General features: G+C 38.5%; 21 protein-coding genes and 2 pseudogenes. 9 read left to right on the top strand and 14 right to left on the bottom strand.

All coding sequences use genetic code 11. The features are described from left to right. Positions 1–174 precede the first annotated feature (174 nt). Positions 175–417, bottom strand: coding sequence for a hypothetical protein (locus tag J2S11_RS19375; protein WP_307397444.1), 243 nt, complete (start codon positions 415–417; stop codon positions 175–177). A gap of 170 nt (positions 418–587) precedes the next feature. Here J2S11_RS19375 and J2S11_RS19370 point away from each other — a divergent pair, with 170 nt between their 5' ends. Then, positions 588–962, top strand: a complete 375-nt coding sequence (locus J2S11_RS19370) for a BlaI/MecI/CopY family transcriptional regulator (RefSeq protein WP_307397442.1) — start codon at positions 588–590, stop codon at positions 960–962. 9 nt (positions 963–971) lie between these two features. Beyond that, positions 972–2,246 (top strand): M56 family metallopeptidase, encoded by a 1,275-nt coding sequence (locus tag J2S11_RS19365; RefSeq protein WP_307397441.1) that lies wholly within the window; start codon positions 972–974, stop codon positions 2,244–2,246. 76 nt (positions 2,247–2,322) lie between these two features. Here the strand turns inward: J2S11_RS19365 and J2S11_RS19360 are convergent, their stop codons facing one another. Further along, entirely contained in the window at positions 2,323–2,799 is a 477-nt protein-coding gene (locus tag J2S11_RS19360) for a hypothetical protein (RefSeq protein ID WP_307397439.1), read from the bottom strand. Positions 2,800–3,197: 398 nt separating this feature from the next. Here J2S11_RS19360 and J2S11_RS19355 point away from each other — a divergent pair, with 398 nt between their 5' ends. Then, positions 3,198–3,764: an RNA polymerase sigma factor gene (locus tag J2S11_RS19355; protein ID WP_307397437.1), complete on the top strand. Its 567-nt coding sequence runs from the start codon at positions 3,198–3,200 to the stop codon at positions 3,762–3,764. Further along, a complete protein-coding gene (locus J2S11_RS19350; RefSeq protein ID WP_307397435.1) occupies positions 3,757–4,533 on the top strand; it encodes a DUF4367 domain-containing protein in 777 nt (258 codons plus the stop codon). The genes J2S11_RS19355 and J2S11_RS19350 overlap by 8 nt, the downstream gene beginning before the upstream one ends. 299 nt (positions 4,534–4,832) lie before the next feature. On the opposite strand, the gene J2S11_RS19345 is transcribed toward J2S11_RS19350, so the two are convergent. Next, entirely contained in the window at positions 4,833–5,039 is a 207-nt protein-coding gene (locus tag J2S11_RS19345; protein WP_307397433.1) for a hypothetical protein, read from the bottom strand. A gap of 201 nt (positions 5,040–5,240) precedes the next feature. Between J2S11_RS19345 and J2S11_RS19340 the strand changes: the two are divergent. From J2S11_RS19340 to J2S11_RS19325, 4 genes and pseudogenes are all read left to right on the top strand, one after another. Continuing rightward, a pseudogene (locus J2S11_RS19340) lies at positions 5,241–5,408 on the top strand (isocitrate lyase/PEP mutase family protein); the annotation flags it as partial. A 28-nt stretch (positions 5,409–5,436) separates the two neighbouring features. Next, positions 5,437–5,821: pseudogene (locus tag J2S11_RS19335) on the top strand (helix-turn-helix domain-containing protein). Then, positions 5,808–6,737 carry a DNA-3-methyladenine glycosylase family protein gene (locus J2S11_RS19330; protein ID WP_307397431.1) on the top strand — a complete coding sequence of 310 codons (930 nt, stop codon included), beginning with the start codon at positions 5,808–5,810 and terminating at the stop codon, positions 6,735–6,737. Before J2S11_RS19335 ends, J2S11_RS19330 begins: the two are co-directional and overlap by 14 nt. Beyond that, positions 6,721–7,203, top strand: coding sequence for a methylated-DNA--[protein]-cysteine S-methyltransferase (locus tag J2S11_RS19325; RefSeq protein ID WP_307397430.1), 483 nt, complete (start codon positions 6,721–6,723; stop codon positions 7,201–7,203). Before J2S11_RS19330 ends, J2S11_RS19325 begins: the two co-directional genes overlap by 17 nt. Here the strand turns inward: J2S11_RS19325 and J2S11_RS19320 are convergent. From J2S11_RS19320 to J2S11_RS19275, 10 genes are all read right to left on the bottom strand, one after another. Continuing rightward, positions 7,200–7,352 (bottom strand): hypothetical protein, encoded by a 153-nt coding sequence (locus J2S11_RS19320; RefSeq protein WP_307397428.1) that lies wholly within the window; start codon positions 7,350–7,352, stop codon positions 7,200–7,202. The genes J2S11_RS19325 and J2S11_RS19320 overlap by 4 nt on opposite strands. 204 nt (positions 7,353–7,556) lie before the next feature. Beyond that, positions 7,557–7,814 (bottom strand): HPr family phosphocarrier protein, encoded by a 258-nt coding sequence (locus J2S11_RS19315; RefSeq protein ID WP_307397426.1) that lies wholly within the window; start codon positions 7,812–7,814, stop codon positions 7,557–7,559. Positions 7,815–7,990: 176 nt separating this feature from the next. Then, positions 7,991–8,917: a DNA-binding protein WhiA gene (gene whiA / locus J2S11_RS19310; protein ID WP_307397423.1), complete on the bottom strand. Its 927-nt coding sequence runs from the start codon at positions 8,915–8,917 to the stop codon at positions 7,991–7,993. A gap of 124 nt (positions 8,918–9,041) precedes the next feature. Continuing rightward, on the bottom strand, positions 9,042–10,007 hold the full coding sequence (locus tag J2S11_RS19305) for a gluconeogenesis factor YvcK family protein (RefSeq protein WP_307397421.1): 966 nt from the start codon (positions 10,005–10,007) through the stop codon (positions 9,042–9,044). Between the two features lie 8 nt (positions 10,008–10,015). Continuing rightward, positions 10,016–10,885: an RNase adapter RapZ gene (gene rapZ, locus J2S11_RS19300; protein ID WP_307397419.1), complete on the bottom strand. Its 870-nt coding sequence runs from the start codon at positions 10,883–10,885 to the stop codon at positions 10,016–10,018. Positions 10,886–10,899: 14 nt separating this feature from the next. Next, complete coding sequence (locus J2S11_RS19295; RefSeq protein ID WP_307397417.1) at positions 10,900–11,352, bottom strand: 8-oxo-dGTP diphosphatase; 453 nt, start codon at positions 11,350–11,352, stop codon at positions 10,900–10,902. Positions 11,353–11,673: 321 nt separating this feature from the next. Further along, complete coding sequence (gene trxB, locus J2S11_RS19290) at positions 11,674–12,630, bottom strand: thioredoxin-disulfide reductase (RefSeq protein ID WP_307397415.1); 957 nt, start codon at positions 12,628–12,630, stop codon at positions 11,674–11,676. Positions 12,631–12,702: 72 nt separating this feature from the next. Beyond that, positions 12,703–14,388 (bottom strand): tetratricopeptide repeat protein, encoded by a 1,686-nt coding sequence (locus J2S11_RS19285; protein WP_307397413.1) that lies wholly within the window; start codon positions 14,386–14,388, stop codon positions 12,703–12,705. Positions 14,389–14,627: 239 nt separating this feature from the next. Then, complete coding sequence (locus J2S11_RS19280) at positions 14,628–15,077, bottom strand: SRPBCC family protein (protein ID WP_307397411.1); 450 nt, start codon at positions 15,075–15,077, stop codon at positions 14,628–14,630. 171 nt (positions 15,078–15,248) lie between these two features. After that, the gene (locus J2S11_RS19275) at positions 15,249–15,512 is read right to left on the bottom strand and encodes a hypothetical protein (RefSeq protein ID WP_307397409.1); all 264 of its coding nucleotides are present in this window, start codon (positions 15,510–15,512) and stop codon (positions 15,249–15,251) included. Positions 15,513–15,656: 144 nt separating this feature from the next. On the opposite strand from J2S11_RS19275, the gene J2S11_RS19270 reads away from it, so the two are divergent. Further along, positions 15,657–15,956: a hypothetical protein gene (locus J2S11_RS19270; RefSeq protein ID WP_307397406.1), complete on the top strand. Its 300-nt coding sequence runs from the start codon at positions 15,657–15,659 to the stop codon at positions 15,954–15,956. Between the two features lie 192 nt (positions 15,957–16,148). On the opposite strand, the gene J2S11_RS19265 is transcribed toward J2S11_RS19270, so the two are convergent. Then, positions 16,149–16,409, bottom strand: a complete 261-nt coding sequence (locus J2S11_RS19265; RefSeq protein WP_307397404.1) for an HRDC domain-containing protein — start codon at positions 16,407–16,409, stop codon at positions 16,149–16,151. Positions 16,410–16,549 lie beyond the last annotated feature (140 nt).

The raw sequence follows: 16,549 nt of genomic DNA, 5'->3' as shown, positions 1-16,549 counted from the left end.
CGGTGGACACCCTTGTCTTAAGCTAATAGCTACTACTGCCTTCGCTATTCGGGACTTGAACCCTATAGATAGCGCACATGCTGGGCGCACATAAAAGAAAGCACAGCCATTTAGTCGGCTGTGCTTTCTTTTTTGAGATTAATACGACGTGAAGGATAAGTATTTTTATGATTACTAAATAGCATTTAATGATTTCATAGTATTAATTCTTAACGATGAACGAACAGCAACCGTCCTGACAATCTTCCTCTGTCGCTCGATAGTATTACTGAAAAAAGCAGGATTGCGAAAAACCTCTATTAAGCTCTCACGGGTTGCTTGGACGGAGTTCTCTTCATCTTTAGTCAGATAATAGCATACTTGATAGCAATATGCTTCGTGTTTTCTTAAAATCAGCACTTTTTCCTTTAAATCCATAAGATACTTCCCCTTTACTACAATGTGTAGTGAATTCATTTTACTACGTACTGTAGTATAATTCAACTACTTACTTGACATACTACTACGAAGTGTAGTAAATTGTTATTACTACATTATGTAGTAATTAGTTCGTTATGGACGCATAACGATGTAAAGAGGTGTTCACCGTGAACAAAATTCAAAAGCTTTCAGATACTGAGTTAGAACTTATGAAGGTAATATGGGAATGTGCCCCACCAGTTACTTCTACCGAACTACTGCTTCTGTTTGAGCAAAGAGGAAGAGAATGGAAAGCTCAGACCATTTCCACCTTCTTATCTCGTTTGGTAGACAAAGGAGCGCTTGAAGCTACGAGACATGGAAGGACAAATAAATACATTCCCCTTATTTCACCTGAAGATTACAAGCTCATGGAAACGCAAAATGTATTGGACGGTTTGTATCAAGGATCGGTTAAAAATCTTATTTCTGCTCTGTATGACGGTGATAAGCTTTCAGATAAAGACGTAGCCGAGCTGAAAAAATGGTTTTCGGAAAAGTAGGTGCTACTTATGAATACTATCCTTGAATTACTATTAACGCTGACCGTTGCAGGGAGTGCCGTTATGGCTTGCCTCTTACTATTAAGACTCGTACCCACTAAAGTGTTACCTACTAGATGGAGATACAGACTTAGTAAATTGGCAGTAGTTTTTTACTTACTACCCTTAGCCATTGGAGTTCAATGGATTCCGTCGTTTTTTACAACCAGTTCATTAACAACTCAAGTAAACGAGCATCTTTTCCCTGTACTACATTCTTCAGTCGAACAATTATCAGGAAAGGCTAATTCGGAGCAGACCGTCACAGAATTAACCATTTCAGCCAATTTAGTTTTCGTATTCTTATGTGTATGGGTAATCGGAATTATCGCTTATCTGACTTGGCAAACATATGTATACCGTAGATTATTAAAAATGCTAGAGTCTACGCGTAGCCCTATTCCCCATAACAGTGAAGCAGTTCTCCTACTTCCTTTCATTAAGGAATCTCTTGGTATTAAAAGCAATATCCAACTCGCTTACAGCTCCGGAATAAGGAGTCCTGTACTTGTCGGTCTTTGGAGCCCAACCATATACCTCCCTGTGGAGAAGACCGCAAATGTAGACATGAGCATGGTTATTCGTCATGAGTTAATCCATTTGAAACGGAAAGATTTATGGTTTAAGGCGTTCACTCTGGGAGCCAGTGCCTTGCATTGGTTTAACCCCTTGGTACACCTTCTTCGCAAGGACATTCATACATGGAGTGAGTTGTCATGTGACGAAGAAGTCGTTCGAGAAATGTCCTATGCCGAGCGAAAACGCTATGGTGAGACTATTTTGAATGTCGTGGCAGGATCAAGGAATTTACCCGTACAATTTTGTGCCTCTTTATCCGGTGACGGAAAACAATTAAAAAGGAGATTAGAGATTATGCTAAATACTAAAAAACTGAAAAAGAGTACTATCGTATTGACAACAGTAGCATTGATAACTGTGGGAGCCGTGGGTACAACAACAGCAGTATGGGCCTCAAATAACACACCCAAAATCGAAACGATTAGAGCAACAAATTCCCTTGAAAGCAATTTTGCTAATGATTTCACAATGGAAATTGAAGAAACAGCCGTTCCACATATTGAACACGAAGAGTTTGTTAAAAAAATTGATCTTGATAATGTGCTGAAGTTACCTTTATCACCTGTATCAGTAAAACTTTCGGACGAACACAAATTCACTCCGGAAGAGTGGCAGAACATACTCTCAAAAATTGAAATTGGAGAAATTCACTTAGAGGATGAATAAGATGACTGAATCAAAAGCTCTGATTCTATGTAAAATAGTCCCCTAGCTAGGGGACTATTTTCATATAACGAATTAATTAGTAGTTAACAAACCCTGTTACAGTAAGTGTGTTAGAGGAGCTATTTACAATTGCTACATAGTAAGTTCCTCTTTGGGAGATAGAAAATTCATGATTAACGCTTCCTCTGCTTCCATTAACATATCTAAATGATCCATCCGGCTGAATTATCCCTGCTTGCACACTAGAAGCACTAGGTGAATAGGACACATTGATGGTAATTGACTCCCCTGATTCCATTGGCAACCCTGTTGTTCCAGTCGCAGTAGAATTACCTGGAATGCTCCAGTCAATAGTTAGAGTAGCGAAGGCTCCGACATCGCCTTGCACTTGACTAAGATTTTGTTTTATGGCATTGGTAATATCAATACTCCCTACCTTTTCTCCGCTATCAGCAGCATATGCACTAACTGCACCTGTTAGAGCCAGAATAAACGTAAGAGAAAATACAAACATTCTAGTCCATTTTTTGCGATTTAAAATTGTATTTACCAAGTCGAACACCCTCCTTAAATTTAATAGATTTTAAAAATTACTAGATTTAACCCCTTCAACCGACCATAAAAAAGAATTTCACCTCCCCCTTCCTCGATGTGAGCTCCCCCTTTTTCCATGACAAGAATCTAGTAGGTTTACAGCTTCTTGTTTGTTACCCTGCTTGAGAATAAGTAAGGTAGCTTGAAAGATGTCTGTAGTCAAAAAAGCTATTCTACTACATAAACGACTTATCCTAGCAAAACATGACTTTTTTGTAAAAAAATATTTTTAAAGAATTAATAATTCATATTTTGCGTATGGTAATTTATGTTAAGATATAAATAGATTCTAAAAACTTCTTGCTTATAACTCCATTTAATATTTAGAGAGAATAAAAATGGTAGGGGACGGTAAAAGTGGAGCAGGATCAATGGTTGTATTTTTTACGCACTAATTTCTATGAATTAGACCACAATGCCCAGAAAATAACTTATAATGAATATCGGAAGCTAGTATATCGGGATATTTACTTTCTATACCGAAATCATGAGTTAGCTGAAGATATTGTACAAGAAACATTCTTTAAAGTAGTAGATAAGGCACCGAAGGCGAAATCCATTCACAAAGCGTGGATCATTAGAATTGCTAGAAACTATGCCTATGATTTATTTAAGAAAAACAAAAAATATCATCATGTACCGGAGCCTCAAGTCATTAATGATAAGAAGGCTCCTTTTTTACTCCCTACTGTAGCTGATCAAGTTGAAGATCATATTCGTAATGAAATCCTGCACGAAGCTCTTCAAGCGTTAAAGCCTGTATATCGTCAAGTTCTTTTCATGTATTACATTGAAGAGAAGTCATACAATGAAATTGCGCAGAAATTGGGTACGTCCGAGCAAGCGTTAGCCCAGATGTTGGTCAGAGCAAGAAAAAAGTTGTACCACTACTTTTCAAAAAGATGGGTTGATGCTGATGAGTGATGAGTTCAAACATAACGATGAAGAATTGAAATCGTGGTTAAACAGTGTCCATAAAGATGTAGATATTCCCGATAATCAAAAACCCTGGCCAAATGTAAAAGAAAGGTTGGATAAAATAAAAAAACGTAACCGCAGGATAAAACGAATTAAAATTATTACGGCTATTGCATGTATGTCACTGCTAATAAGCTTTGCTCTGACCGCTGACTTGCCCACAGCCTACTCTCAATTCCAAGGTCTTGTAAAAAAAGTACAAGAAAATATTATAGATATCTTCTTTGATGAAGAACAGCAGAATATTGAAAATATCGGAGCAAAAACACTACCTCCACCACCAAATATAGAGTCTACTCCAACAGATGGATTGAGGTCGGAAGATACTAGCTTAGAAAAAGCACAGCAAATGTTATCTTTCAATTTGGTTGTACCTACTTATATACCAGATGAATACAGCCTTGATCTTGTCCGGATTTATCAAGATACAGATGGAGAGTATAGAACTGCCTTCATAGAATATGTAAATGATGATGGAAGAATTATTCAATTGAGCCAACGGATGCTTAGTGAAAACTCAACACCAGAGACTGCTCGTTTTTATGAAAATGCAACAATTCACGATTTACAAATAAATGAAAATAAAGCAGTTATGATAGTTTACGATAATAACTTTGTCCAAATTGACTGGCTAACGGATGATCAAATAAAATTTTCTCTTTTTGGTCTTCTTTCAGAGTCAGAAATACTATCAATTGCTGAATCATTATATTAGAAAAGTAGCAGGATAGTCCTGCTACTTTTTATTAATTATTTGGAATAAAAATAGACCCCGTAGTTAAAGTACCTTCCTCTCTAATTCTTCCTTGTTCAATCCAATGGTACGATATTGATCTATAATAATAACCTTTTGACACCTCTACTTCATAGTCCTCATATGTATTGCTTGAGGAACTACTAGAAGTGTTTCGACTGCGATAAACATCGATCCAGGTAGAGCCTGTCCATTGTTGTAAAGTTAATTGTATCCCAATAGCATCTACACGTTGAGTAGCAGTACTAAATCCAGAAATCCTAACCTTTCCACTCATTAAGATTTGTTATACTCGAGCCCCCAGAGAATAAGTATTCATAGCCTGGACCAAATGAAATATATGCATGGGGTGGCTCACCGTCAGGTGGCGGTGATGTAAATACATTTAAATGAGCTACAACTAACTGACTTGAAAACAAGGTCATGACCATACTAAGTAAAATTAAAAAAGACAGTACCTTCTTCAAATTTTCTAAACTCCTCTCTTTTTTTCATCCATCCTATAAACGACTTGAATGTAGAAATTATGACTATCTATTTTTAAAAAAATGAATAATTTTAGGTAGTACCATGCAGACCATAAGGGCAAAATTGAGGACGAAATGGAGGTCAATTCCTTGTTACAATGGCTTCAATAAGGATACATGAGGAGAAAGCACAATGAACAAGATGTATTATCTTTACCTGGACTAACGAATTGTAATAAGCTTAAGGAACTAGACGTGCAACGTTTTAGCTTTGGCAACGCTCTATTTGATAAAGTCATTGTTTATTTAGAAAAAAGTGCTGCTCAATTAATAGAAGAAATGGATACGTCCCATTTGTATGCAAATTAAGGGCTAGTGTAGAAAGGATCGTGAGGACATGGTGACAACGAATATCAACCTGTCATTTGAAGAGATGTGGGAGAGAATCATGACCTGTGATCGCAAATATGACGGGCTATTTTTCACAGCAGTAAAAACAACGAAAATATACTGTCGCCCATCCTGCCGATCAAGCTGGTTTAAGTCCCTTTTATTTGGAGCGCTTATTCAAACAAGAGACCGCTGAAACACCACGAACCTATTTAGAGAAAATACGCATTGATAAAGCAACCCACCTTCTAAAAAACACAAACCTAACGAACCTTGAGATCTGCTATGAGGTAGGCTTCCAAAGTCCCTCTAATTTCTATAAAGTGTTCCGCAGCTTGAAAAACTGTTCACCAAGTGAATACCGAAAGGAACTCGTAAATGAACTGGATTGATCATGAGTCCTACGTGGAGCTTTATCCGCCTAAGGAATTTAATTTTGAAGAGTGTCTTACTTTCTTAAACAGGTCCCCTCTTGAAATTATATATCAAATAAAAGAGGATACAATATATAAGCTACTGAAGGTCAGAGAAACATTGATCCTATGTAAAATAGATTATAATAACAATCACAATAATCCTTCCATAACAATTGAATTTCCTATACACATACCTTCTAATCAATGCCGCAAAGAAATAGCTGAGTATGTATGGGAATGGTTTGATTTAGATCAAGACCTTAAAGAATTCTATCTGATGGCTAATCAAGATAGCATTTTAAAGCCTCTTTCCCACAAATACTATGGCTTACGGATTATAGGGATTCCAGACTTATTTGAAGCTCTCGTATGGGCGATCATCGGGCAGCAAATTAACTTAACTTTTGCCTACACGTTAAAGAAACGCTTCTCCGAACAGTTTGGAGAAAGTCAATTGTTTGAAGGTGAGACGTATTGGCTATTCCCTACACCTAAGAAAGTAGCTTCATTACAAGTAGATGATCTAAGAGAGCTACAATTCACTACAAGGAAAGCTGAATATATCATTAATATGGCTAATGCTATGGCAAATGGTGAACTATCTAAAGAATTACTCCTTCAGCAAAAAGACTATCAAGACATACACAAGTCATTGATGAAGATTCGAGGAGTCGGAGCATGGACAGCAGACTATGCCATTATGAAATGCCTACACTATACTAATGCCTTTCCAATAGCCGATGTCGGACTTCATAATGCCTTAAAAAACCTACTAAAGCTAGATAGAAAACCAACGATTGAAGAAATAGAAGAATATGCGATACATTGGGAAGGCTGGCAGGCATACGCCACCTTTTATCTATGGAGGTCTTTATATGACAACAACTTATAAATTGGATTACGAATCACCCATTGGTGTACTAGAAATCATCGGTACTCAGGATGCTATTACCTCTATTATGTTCACAGATGATGACAAAAAGGTGAATCTAACAAATGCTGAAACCCCAAAGGTTCTGACAGAATGCTACAACCAGCTTGACGAATATTTTAAAGGAACTCGTCGTGAATTTACATTCCCGTATGAGTTTAAAGGAACTGACTTTCAAAGAACAGTATGGCAAGCTCTAAGAAAAGTCCCTTATGCAAAAACCGGAACTTATATGGGATTGGCAGCAAACATCGGAAATGAAAAAGCGATTAGGGCTGTAGGGAATGCTAACGGTAAAAACAAATTAAGTATTGTTATTCCTTGCCATAGAATTATTGGTTCAAATGGCAAGCTAACTGGATATGCTGGTGGTCTATGGAGGAAAGAATGGCTTCTTCAGCATGAGATGAATTTCAAAAAATTTTAGCCATCTTTTAGCAATCGGTGAGAGAAGATAAAGTTACTAAAGCCTGTAATCTTACGCTTTAATCCTCCAACCATGTCCTTCATATCCCAATAGATCTTGTTTCTTGGCTCCTCCGTAAGCTCTTTAACCTCCCTTCTCATATTCTTCATCGCTTTCTTCCTCGGAATATGAGCGAGGACAAAGAGTTTGCTACCTACTTCTATTTCATGGAACCGAGATCACCTTCCATGACTTTTCGCCTAATTTCTCTAGGCAGCTTGCTAGACACGCAATAAAAAAAAGAGTGACCTAATTGCTCATCACTCTTTTATACCGGTACTGATTGCGTTTTCAAGGAAATTTAAAGCAAAAAACTATTCTTCCTTAGAGACAAATAACACTAAGCTTTGAACCGCTTGCTCAGCATCAGCTCCATCGGCAGAGATGATAATTTCCTTTCCAGAGCCTATCGCTAAGCTCATAATCCCCATGATGCTTTTCGCATTCACCTTCTTATCATCCTTTTGAACAAACACATCTGTTGAATATCTATTCGCTTCCTGGACAAACAATGCAGCTGGCCTTGCTTGTAATCCCGTTTTTAATTGTACGACAACTTTTTCTTGGACCACCACAAATTCCTCCTTCTCTTATACCTACTTTTGTTATTTTAATAAATTATAGCATTGAATCGTTCAATTACTAGTATTTCTGTCTGATTTAAGTATATATTTTTTTTACTGAATATTCATGAGTATTAATGAGTATTTAATGAATATTCGTTGAAATTTTATTTTTTGTCATTATTTTATCTTAATTTGTCTGCCATTTCATTCAATTTTCTTAATCTATGATTGATTCCTGATTTTGATACCTTCCCACTCGGTAATAATTCCCCAAGCTCGGTTAAGTTCACATCAGGATTTTGTTTGCGAATGAGCGCTATTTCACGTAATTTTTCGGGAAGCTGATCTAAGCCTAGCTTATCTTCGATCAACTTAATGTTTTCAAGCTGCTTCATGGAGGCAGCCACCGTTTTATTTAAATTTGCCGTTTCGCAATTCACAAGTCTATTCACAGAATTACGCATATCCTTAACGATACGTACATCTTCAAACTGGAATAAAGCCTGGTAGGCTCCGATAATATTAAGAAACTCCGTGATTTTTTCACTTTCCTTAATGTAGATCACATACCCTTTTTTTCGTTCAATCACTCTAGCGTTAAGCTCATAAATATTCATAAGCTCCACTAGTGCTTTAGCATGCTCCTCATAGTTCGTGAAGACCTCTAGGTGATAGGAAGAGGACTCTGGATGGTTAACTGACCCCCCTGCTAAGAAAGCTCCGCGTAGATAGGCACGTTTACAGCAGGATTTTGTAATAAGCTCAGCAGAAATATCGCTTCTGATCTCAAACGTTGAAGAAACAATGTACAGATCCTCTAGAATCTCTTTTACCTGATGAGAAAGACGAACCACATACACATTATTTTTCTTTAGTCTCATTTTCTTTCGTACTAAAAGCTCCCCTGTTACATTATACAGGTGCTTAATGCTTTTATAGATAATACGGGCAATTGCTGCATTTTCTGTTGTAATATCTAGAACCATTTTCTTTTGTGAGAAGGATAAAAGACCGTTCATTCGTAATAATGCACTTAGCTCGGCTTTTTTACAGCAATCCTTTGATTCAAGTGCTGTTAGCTCCTTCTTTGTTTGCGCCGCAAAGGACATACTCCCTCACCCTCTTCATTCCCAATAAACTTACCCCTGTCTTCAAGCAAGTAAGTCTTTAAAACTTAAGATTTCTCCGATTATCTTAACCTCTAGTTTAAGTATACCCTAAAAGCCTACTGAATCATAAAGCTTTAAGACTATCCAATACAATCTTGGTTAAACGAAAAGCATCATGACGTAAAAACTCATCCAAAATAAACAATCGATCCTCAATGACCTTGATCCCCTGTGCTTCTAGCCTCTTTTTATCATAAGCCACAGGAATAGCTCCTTGATCGTGGTATTTTTGCAGAATTTCTCTAGGGATAGGTCCATTGTTGACGACAACCTTGTCAAATAGCGGGGCGTACACATGCTTATGAATCGCTTGGATATGATCCTCAACCGAGTAATCATCGGTTTCTCCTGGCTGTGTCATCACGTTTGAAATGAACATCTTTGTCCCTTTACTTTTCTGCAAGGCTTCCTTAATTCCCTGAACCAGTAAATTGGGGATGATACTTGTGTATAAGCTTCCCGGACCAAACAAAATAAGATCTGCTTTCTCAATTGCTAGAATCGCTTCAGGAAGAGCTTCTACATCATCCGGTTCCAAGTAGACACGGTCAATTTTCTTATTCGCTTTGGGAATATTGGACTCACCGTAAACGATGCTTCCATCCTCCATTTTGGCTTTCAGTCGAATACTTTGGGTTGAAGCGGGATAAACCCTTCCTCGAACAGCAAGCACTCGGCTCAAAGCTTGAATAGCGGTGACAAAGTCTCCCGTTATTTCCTGCATACCGGCGATAAGTAAATTTCCAACACTATGCCCTGCTAAGCCGTTACCGTTCTGAAAGCGATGCTGAAATAAGCTTTGTAGCAGTGGCTCTCGTTCTGCCAAAGCGACCAGCACATTGCGAATATCCCCTGGTGGTAGCATCTTGAGCTCTTCTCTAAGAATGCCTGAGCTTCCTCCATCATCAGCTACGGTCACAATCGCTGTTAAATCAAGGCTAGTTGTTTTTAACCCTCTTAAGATGGTGCCTAGCCCTGTTCCCCCTCCGATAACCACAACCTTATTCTTAGCCAATCTCCCCTGAGTCATATGTCACCTCATCTATCTTTGTTTATATCTCTGTGACTCACACGGGTGGTAAACTCGGTAGAGAACTTTTTATAGAAAAATTCAGCTAGTGTAACCGAACGATGCTTCCCACCTGTACAACCGATTGCAATGACCACCTGGCCCTTCCCTTCACGCTGATAGCTCGGCAAAAGAAATTGAAGTAAATCTTCAAGCTTTTCAATAAAGGTATTCGTTTCATTCCATTTTAATACGTATGAGGAAACCTCTTCGTTTAAGCCTGTTTTAGGTTTTAATTCTGGAATATAGTGTGGATTGGGTAAAAAGCGTACATCAAAAACCAAGTCAGCGTCAAGAGGAATACCATATTTGAAGCCAAAGGACATTACATTCACTGTCATTTGATTACAATGCTCATCAGAGAAACGCTGGATAATTTCTTCTCGTAGCTGAGCCGGCTTAAGTCCAGTCGTATTAATGACCTGTTGGGCCCGGCCCTTTAAATCTCCGAGAATCTTACGCTCCTGAATAATCCCATCTAATGGCAACCCATCTGAGGATAACGGATGTCGTCTGCGTGTCTCTTTATAGCGCTGAACAAGCACATCGTCGTTGGCATCTAAAAATAAGATTTGGTACTGAAAATGCTCCTTTTGATCCAATTGATCCATCGCATGAAGCAAAGAATCGAAGAATTCTCTCCCTCTTAAATCCAAAACCAAGGCCACCTTCTGAATAGATCCAGATGACTGTTCAATCAGCTCTAGAAACTTAGGAATAAACACAGGTGGAAGATTATCTACACAAAAATAACCTAAATCCTCCATACTCTGTACAGCCACCGTCTTCCCCGCACCGGACATACCTGTAATAATAATGAGCTGAATCGATTTTTCCATCACCTACACGCCTCCTATTCCACAGAGATTAAATTGTATTCTGGTGTATATCTAAATCGTTTTATGAAAATGTCTGGAGATCGTAATATGTGATCAAAATACAATTGGTCCCCTTCCGCCTTTGGAAGCTTAGCTATATCTTCAGGATTCTGCCACTTCAAAAGTCCTTCTGGAGAGTGAGTAAGTAGCTCACCTGAGTACTGTTGGGCGTAGAACGTGAACATCATCCATTCATCCTTAATCTGTTGCTCTTCCTCTACAACGATGGTAAATATACCTCGAAGCTCAGGATTTTGAACGATTAGCCCTGTTTCTTCTCTATATTCACGAACAACGGATTCGGTTATCGTTTCATAAGGTTCCATTTTCCCGCCTGGCGCAACCCACCAGCCTCTACTAGGCTTCTGTAAAAGCAGAATTTGATCTCGTGCTGGATCGTGTAAGATACAATTCGTTATTCTTTGCACACTTGTCACCTCAATGTAAGCATACCACCATACGTACTTTAGGTAAAGAAAGGTGACTACTTAAAAAAGGAGGATTTTTCTACATGTGCTCATGGAAAATGAAGATGGCTTGAGGATAGAAAAAGCTTCAATAGAAGTCTCACGAAGAAGTAGTCGAAAAAAAAAGGGCGCAGGATATTTCACCTGCGCTAAAGTAATATTTTAAAAAGGGGGTCAATTACTTAGTTATAGTGTACCCCATAAATATTTCATTTGTATTACAAGATGATTAAGATCAGATTACAAATTGATGAAAAAATGTGGACCTAGCTCTAATTGGTTTTATAGAGCTACTCCTTCTTTGATTTTTTCATCAAGATTCTCTACATAGTGCTGAGCAGAAATAGCTGCTTGAGAACCGTCACCCGTTGCTGTAACAATTTGACGTAACGTCTTATCACGAACATCACCAGCTGCAAATATCCCTGGAACTGCTGTAGACATGTCTGCATTGTCTGTCACAATGTAGCCAGCCTCATTCGTAATCCCTAGACCATCTACACTTTGAGAGATTGGATCCATGCCGATATAGACAAAGACTCCCTCACAAGCAAAGTTCTTTTCTTCACCGGTTTCCGTATGCTTTATGCGCACACCAGACACTTTATTTTCACCTAGGATTTCTTCGACTGTATGGTTCCAAATAAACTCAATCTTATCGTTTTCAAAGGCACGCTTCTGGAGAATCTTCTGAGCGCGCAGCTCATCTCTACGATGAATCACCGTCACCTTGCTAGCAAATCGAGTCAGATAGTTCGCTTCCTCTACAGCGGAGTCTCCTCCCCCTATCACAACAAGCTCCTTCTCCTTAAAGAAGGCACCGTCACACACCGCACACCAGGACACTCCACGTCCAGATAGCTTTTCCTCACCTGGAATCCCCATCTTACGATACGTTGATCCTGTTGCCACAATAACGGACTTCGTTAAGAACTCTTTTTTCCCTGCTAAAATTCTCTTGTAGGGCTTCTCATCTACAATTTGTTTCACGTCAGCGTAGGCGTACTCCGCTCCAAATTTCTTAGAGTGCTCAAACATCTTATTGGATAAATCCGGCCCTAAAATGTGATCAAAGCCAGGAAAATTCTCAACATCCTCTGTATTCGCCATTTGTCCGCCTGGGATCCCTTTTTCTAGCATCAGCGTACTCATGTTAGCACGTGACGTATACACTGCTGCCGTCATACCAGCAGGTCCAGCTCCAATAATGACTACATCATATACTTTCTCTTCACTCATCTTATTCACCTCTTGCGTTTTGTCAGTCCAATCCTTAGTTACTCTTATCATACAAAGTCGCTTTCCTACTGTCTAGGAAAATGCTTGCTTTAATAGGTCTAGGTTTTTGCTCAGCGTTTGAACGGAAATGTCATAGCGCTCAGCAATTTCTATTTTGCTAACCTTCTTCTTTTTACGAACCAGCATATAATATTCAATAGCAGCCGCCCAGCCCTCTGCTTTTCGAATTTGAGGAAGATCGGGGTAAATCTGCTCTAAAAAGCTACTCCAAATCGTTTGTGCTTCCTGATGCTCTAGAAGGTCATACTGACCTTCCATGTATTTTCTTAAGCAATTAGATACCTTCTGCCAGTTTTCCATCCAATGTGGGAACCGTTCTTCAATCGTTTGCTGGTCAATTTCAATCAAATGACCGCATAAATTAGCTGTATATGGAGTTTTCGCTCCAATCTGACGAAGGACAAAGATCGCTACTTTTTTAATATAATCTTCCTCTTCCTTCTCAAGGATAAACTGACGTAGCGCTTCCTCAACCTCTTCATCGGCTAATAATTCAAAGGATTGCAGGACCTGTAGCTTCGTATCTCGATCACCATAGCGTAGTGACCACAGCAAGGAGGAACGGATTAATGGATCTTGCATAAGGTTCTTAGGAATCCTTCCGTTCACAAACCAATCCATTTTTTTCAGCTGTACGTCAAAGGGAAGCTGATAATGATAAGGAAGTCTTTCCGTTGTTTGGATAAGCTCCTTGTCCTCTAGAATATTTAAATAGTATTCGGCAATTTCACAGCTTGGGTTCAACTGCTTTAGTTTTGTCCAATATTCCAAAGCCTTAGCTTCTCTCCCAATATTATAAGAAGCAACAGCCATATAATGATACAAACTTGAGTCTTCCATCAAGCCCCTTTTGGATAAAGATGAAAAAAGCTCAAATGCTCGCTGATCTTCCCCTAGTATACCCAATGTTGTGGCAAGCTTGTATTGGTGCTCAGGGTGGAAGGGCTGTACCTTTTTCAAGCCAGCAAGTAGCTGCTTAGCCTCCTCCTGCTTTTCCTTATGATATAGAAATACGGCAAGGTTACAAAGAGCGTGCAGGTTCGCCTGATCTCGTTCTAAGATCTCCTCAATAACACCCATTGCCTCATCATATTTCCCTAGGTAGTAGTAGGATAATGCTAAATTATTGCGCGCCGCTAAAAAGTGAGGGTGCTCCTCTACCATTTCTTTTAGCAGTCTCGTTGCTTCAACAAACTTCCCCTGCTCTAAAGCTATCCTAGCTTTTTCATGCTGAACAATAAGCTGATTCTCCTGATCCAGCTCCCTAGGTTCACGGTCTAGCTCAAAGCAAATAAAATCTAGAAGCTCTTCTGCTTCCTCCACATAAATGCCGTCATGACTTTCTTGGATATATAATAAGGCGTAACGCTCAGCTTGATCAAAATTACCCAAATGCGCATAGTTATTCGCCATATAGTAATAGCAATCGGTGAAGCAGGAATCAATGCTATTAACGATAAACGTCAGTAAGCGATTGCTTTCCTCATAGTTTCCCAGCTCTGTATATACAGCAGCAAGGTGCACTAAATATTTGGAATGGTGCGGATCTAGGTCCACACTTTTACGAAAATATTTCAACGCCTTAGGAAAATCATAACGCTGGAAGGAGTGCAGACCCCTCTCGAAGAAGAACTCAGCATCAAAATAGACCGATATGACATTTGTTTTTCCTATTGTTTTACGATCTTGTTTTATCATAATGATCCTCCGTCAACATTACTTCATGTTGTTTGCCAGTAGTATATCATATTCCTTGACCCAATTCCTAGCAATTGGGTCACATGTGCTTGTCCTATATCAGCTAATAAAAAAGAGCTACCTATAAATAACTTTGTTAGGTAACTCTCCTTAGCATGATTTCGGCTTAGATTAGACTCATCCTTTTACACCTCATATTTAAGGTTACATTTTGTTTAGATTGAAGTTGCAGGACTATCTTATCTCTGCTCTTGCTCCTTAATCTTTTCCGCTATTTCCTTGCTTAGCTCCTCCACCATTTGAGGCACAGCAGACTTTAGAAAGGAATTGATCATGGAAGCCATCGCTCCTTTGGCTGTTAGCTCTAAATAACCCTCTAATTGAGTGGAATCTTGCCCCTTAGCCTTAAATTCAAAATAGCCTTCACCTGAGAACTGATCCGTTATCCCATTCAGATTATAGCTGATCTTTGTTAGCTCCTGCCAATCTGTAAACTTTATCTGTAGCTGTACCTCTCGTTTGAAGAAGCCTACATCTACCTTGAATGTCCAATTAAATGTGTTTTCGTCAATTTGTTCATGACCTTGATAGCCTGGAACTAAAGGAGCCCAATTATTCACATCTTTAACAAAGCTCCACACCTTGTGTACTGGCATTGGTATGGTCGTTGTATACGTACCACTAGGCATTTTAATCACTCCTAACTTTTGATATAAATGAAATGAGTTCTACATCATTACATCTATCGTTAAATAACGCATCCTTACAAGATTATTAACCCTAGCCTGTAATCATTCCGAAAAGCCGTTTTGAATAAAACGTATTGATATATCTTAATTTGATTACACACCTTAATTTTCCTAAACATTATCTTTTTTAATTTTAGCTACTTCCATTTCTATAACATACAGACAATATGTGATAATCCATAGAATGACTGCAGCAGCCATAAAAACGTACTGCTTGACTGTTTTACTTAATAGTATTCTTTCGAGCTCTTCAGATCGTACTGGAAAAGACACGCTCTGTAGCCAGCCATAGACAAATGAAATAACCCCTACTAATAGTAAGACTACCTGCAAGCTTTTAATATTCATGATTTGCTCCCTTTCTTGCTCCCACATTCATCATAAATTCCTTTTTTCCTTGTTAGTTGCGTAGACACACGGTTGCATATATGATACATATTATCCCTTATCAATATATTAACATTTAAGGAATTAATATCGTAGATTCTGTCAAAAGTTCTGAAAGGTTGGCTGGAGATTATGAATGAACTTGGGATGTTACCGCATTACTTATTTTTTGGGTTACTTGCTTACTTTATCATTCGTGTTGGGCTAGCTTTATTAAAAAACAGTAAGAACAAAATGTATTTGACGCTGCTTGATATGGCTTTTTCATTTTATAGTCTTAGTTTAGCTCTTATTATCATTTATAAATTAGATGTTTTCATTGAATTTGATATCTATTCATTCATCTATTTAACCTTTGTCCTCTTCTATGCTATTTATTTTATTTGTATGGCTGTTAGCCTGATCAAGCTGTTGAAGCTAGGCAAAAAATGATTTCCTACGCTTGGATCAGCTTCCCTTTGTCCTTTTACGAGATCTACTTAGTCAGACTTGCACCGACTAGCAGTTAATGGCTTGCTAGTCACGCAACAAAAAGCAAAAGAGTGATGCTATATCCTAGAGAATATACCATCACTCTTACTTTTATAGCCTAATAGTATCCATTAGTTTAACATCTGCACTTCATTACCCTACATTCTCTTCTTGTCGTTCATTATCTATTTCAACAGATTCATTTAAAGCATTAAGAAATTCGTCTCCATACTTCTCAACAAACTTTTCCCCAATTCCATTCACCATAATAAGCTGTTCAGCATCCTCTGGTTTTTGGGTTACGATGGATCTTAGCACTTGATCCCCACAAATCATGTAGGCCGGAACACCGTTTTCTAGGGCAAGTTCCTTTCTTAGAAGCTTAAGCGTATCAAATATCTTGCTCTTCTTCAAACAGCTTTGGTATCTCTAGCACTAACCCGTGCTTAACAAACTCAACCTAACTGGGATGTAATAAACTTAGACACTTTAAGTTGCTGATCAAACTTTTTGAGAAATAAGTCTTCCTCAACCAACAAATATTTTTCTTCTCC

It is taken from the genome of Bacillus horti, from assembly GCF_030813115.1.
In the GTDB taxonomy this organism is placed as follows: domain Bacteria; phylum Bacillota; class Bacilli; order Caldalkalibacillales; family JCM-10596; genus Bacillus_CH; species Bacillus_CH horti.
The sequence above is the reverse complement of the archived record's forward strand: the minus strand, read 5'-3'. Positions and strand labels throughout refer to the sequence as shown.

What these genes read in the sequence shown, in the direction of transcription:
- J2S11_RS19375 (WP_307397444.1), bottom strand. Translation starts at nt 417, where the DNA reads ATGGATTTAAAGGAAAAAGTGCTGATTTTAAGAAAACACGAAGCATAT.
- J2S11_RS19365 (WP_307397441.1), top strand. Translation starts at nt 972, where the DNA reads ATGAATACTATCCTTGAATTACTATTAACGCTGACCGTTGCAGGGAGT.
- J2S11_RS19350 (WP_307397435.1), top strand. Translation starts at nt 3,757, where the DNA reads ATGAGTGATGAGTTCAAACATAACGATGAAGAATTGAAATCGTGGTTA.
- J2S11_RS19330 (WP_307397431.1), top strand. Translation starts at nt 5,808, where the DNA reads ATGAACTGGATTGATCATGAGTCCTACGTGGAGCTTTATCCGCCTAAG.
- J2S11_RS19325 (WP_307397430.1), top strand. Translation starts at nt 6,721, where the DNA reads ATGACAACAACTTATAAATTGGATTACGAATCACCCATTGGTGTACTA.
- J2S11_RS19320 (WP_307397428.1), bottom strand. Translation starts at nt 7,352, where the DNA reads ATGAAGAATATGAGAAGGGAGGTTAAAGAGCTTACGGAGGAGCCAAGA.
- whiA (WP_307397423.1), bottom strand. Translation starts at nt 8,917, where the DNA reads ATGTCCTTTGCGGCGCAAACAAAGAAGGAGCTAACAGCACTTGAATCA.
- J2S11_RS19305 (WP_307397421.1), bottom strand. Translation starts at nt 10,007, where the DNA reads ATGACTCAGGGGAGATTGGCTAAGAATAAGGTTGTGGTTATCGGAGGG.
- rapZ (WP_307397419.1), bottom strand. Translation starts at nt 10,885, where the DNA reads ATGGAAAAATCGATTCAGCTCATTATTATTACAGGTATGTCCGGTGCG.
- trxB (WP_307397415.1), bottom strand. Translation starts at nt 12,630, where the DNA reads ATGAGTGAAGAGAAAGTATATGATGTAGTCATTATTGGAGCTGGACCT.
- J2S11_RS19285 (WP_307397413.1), bottom strand. Translation starts at nt 14,388, where the DNA reads ATGATAAAACAAGATCGTAAAACAATAGGAAAAACAAATGTCATATCG.
- J2S11_RS19280 (WP_307397411.1), bottom strand. Translation starts at nt 15,077, where the DNA reads ATGCCTAGTGGTACGTATACAACGACCATACCAATGCCAGTACACAAG.
- J2S11_RS19275 (WP_307397409.1), bottom strand. Translation starts at nt 15,512, where the DNA reads ATGTGGGAGCAAGAAAGGGAGCAAATCATGAATATTAAAAGCTTGCAG.
- J2S11_RS19270 (WP_307397406.1), top strand. Translation starts at nt 15,657, where the DNA reads ATGAATGAACTTGGGATGTTACCGCATTACTTATTTTTTGGGTTACTT.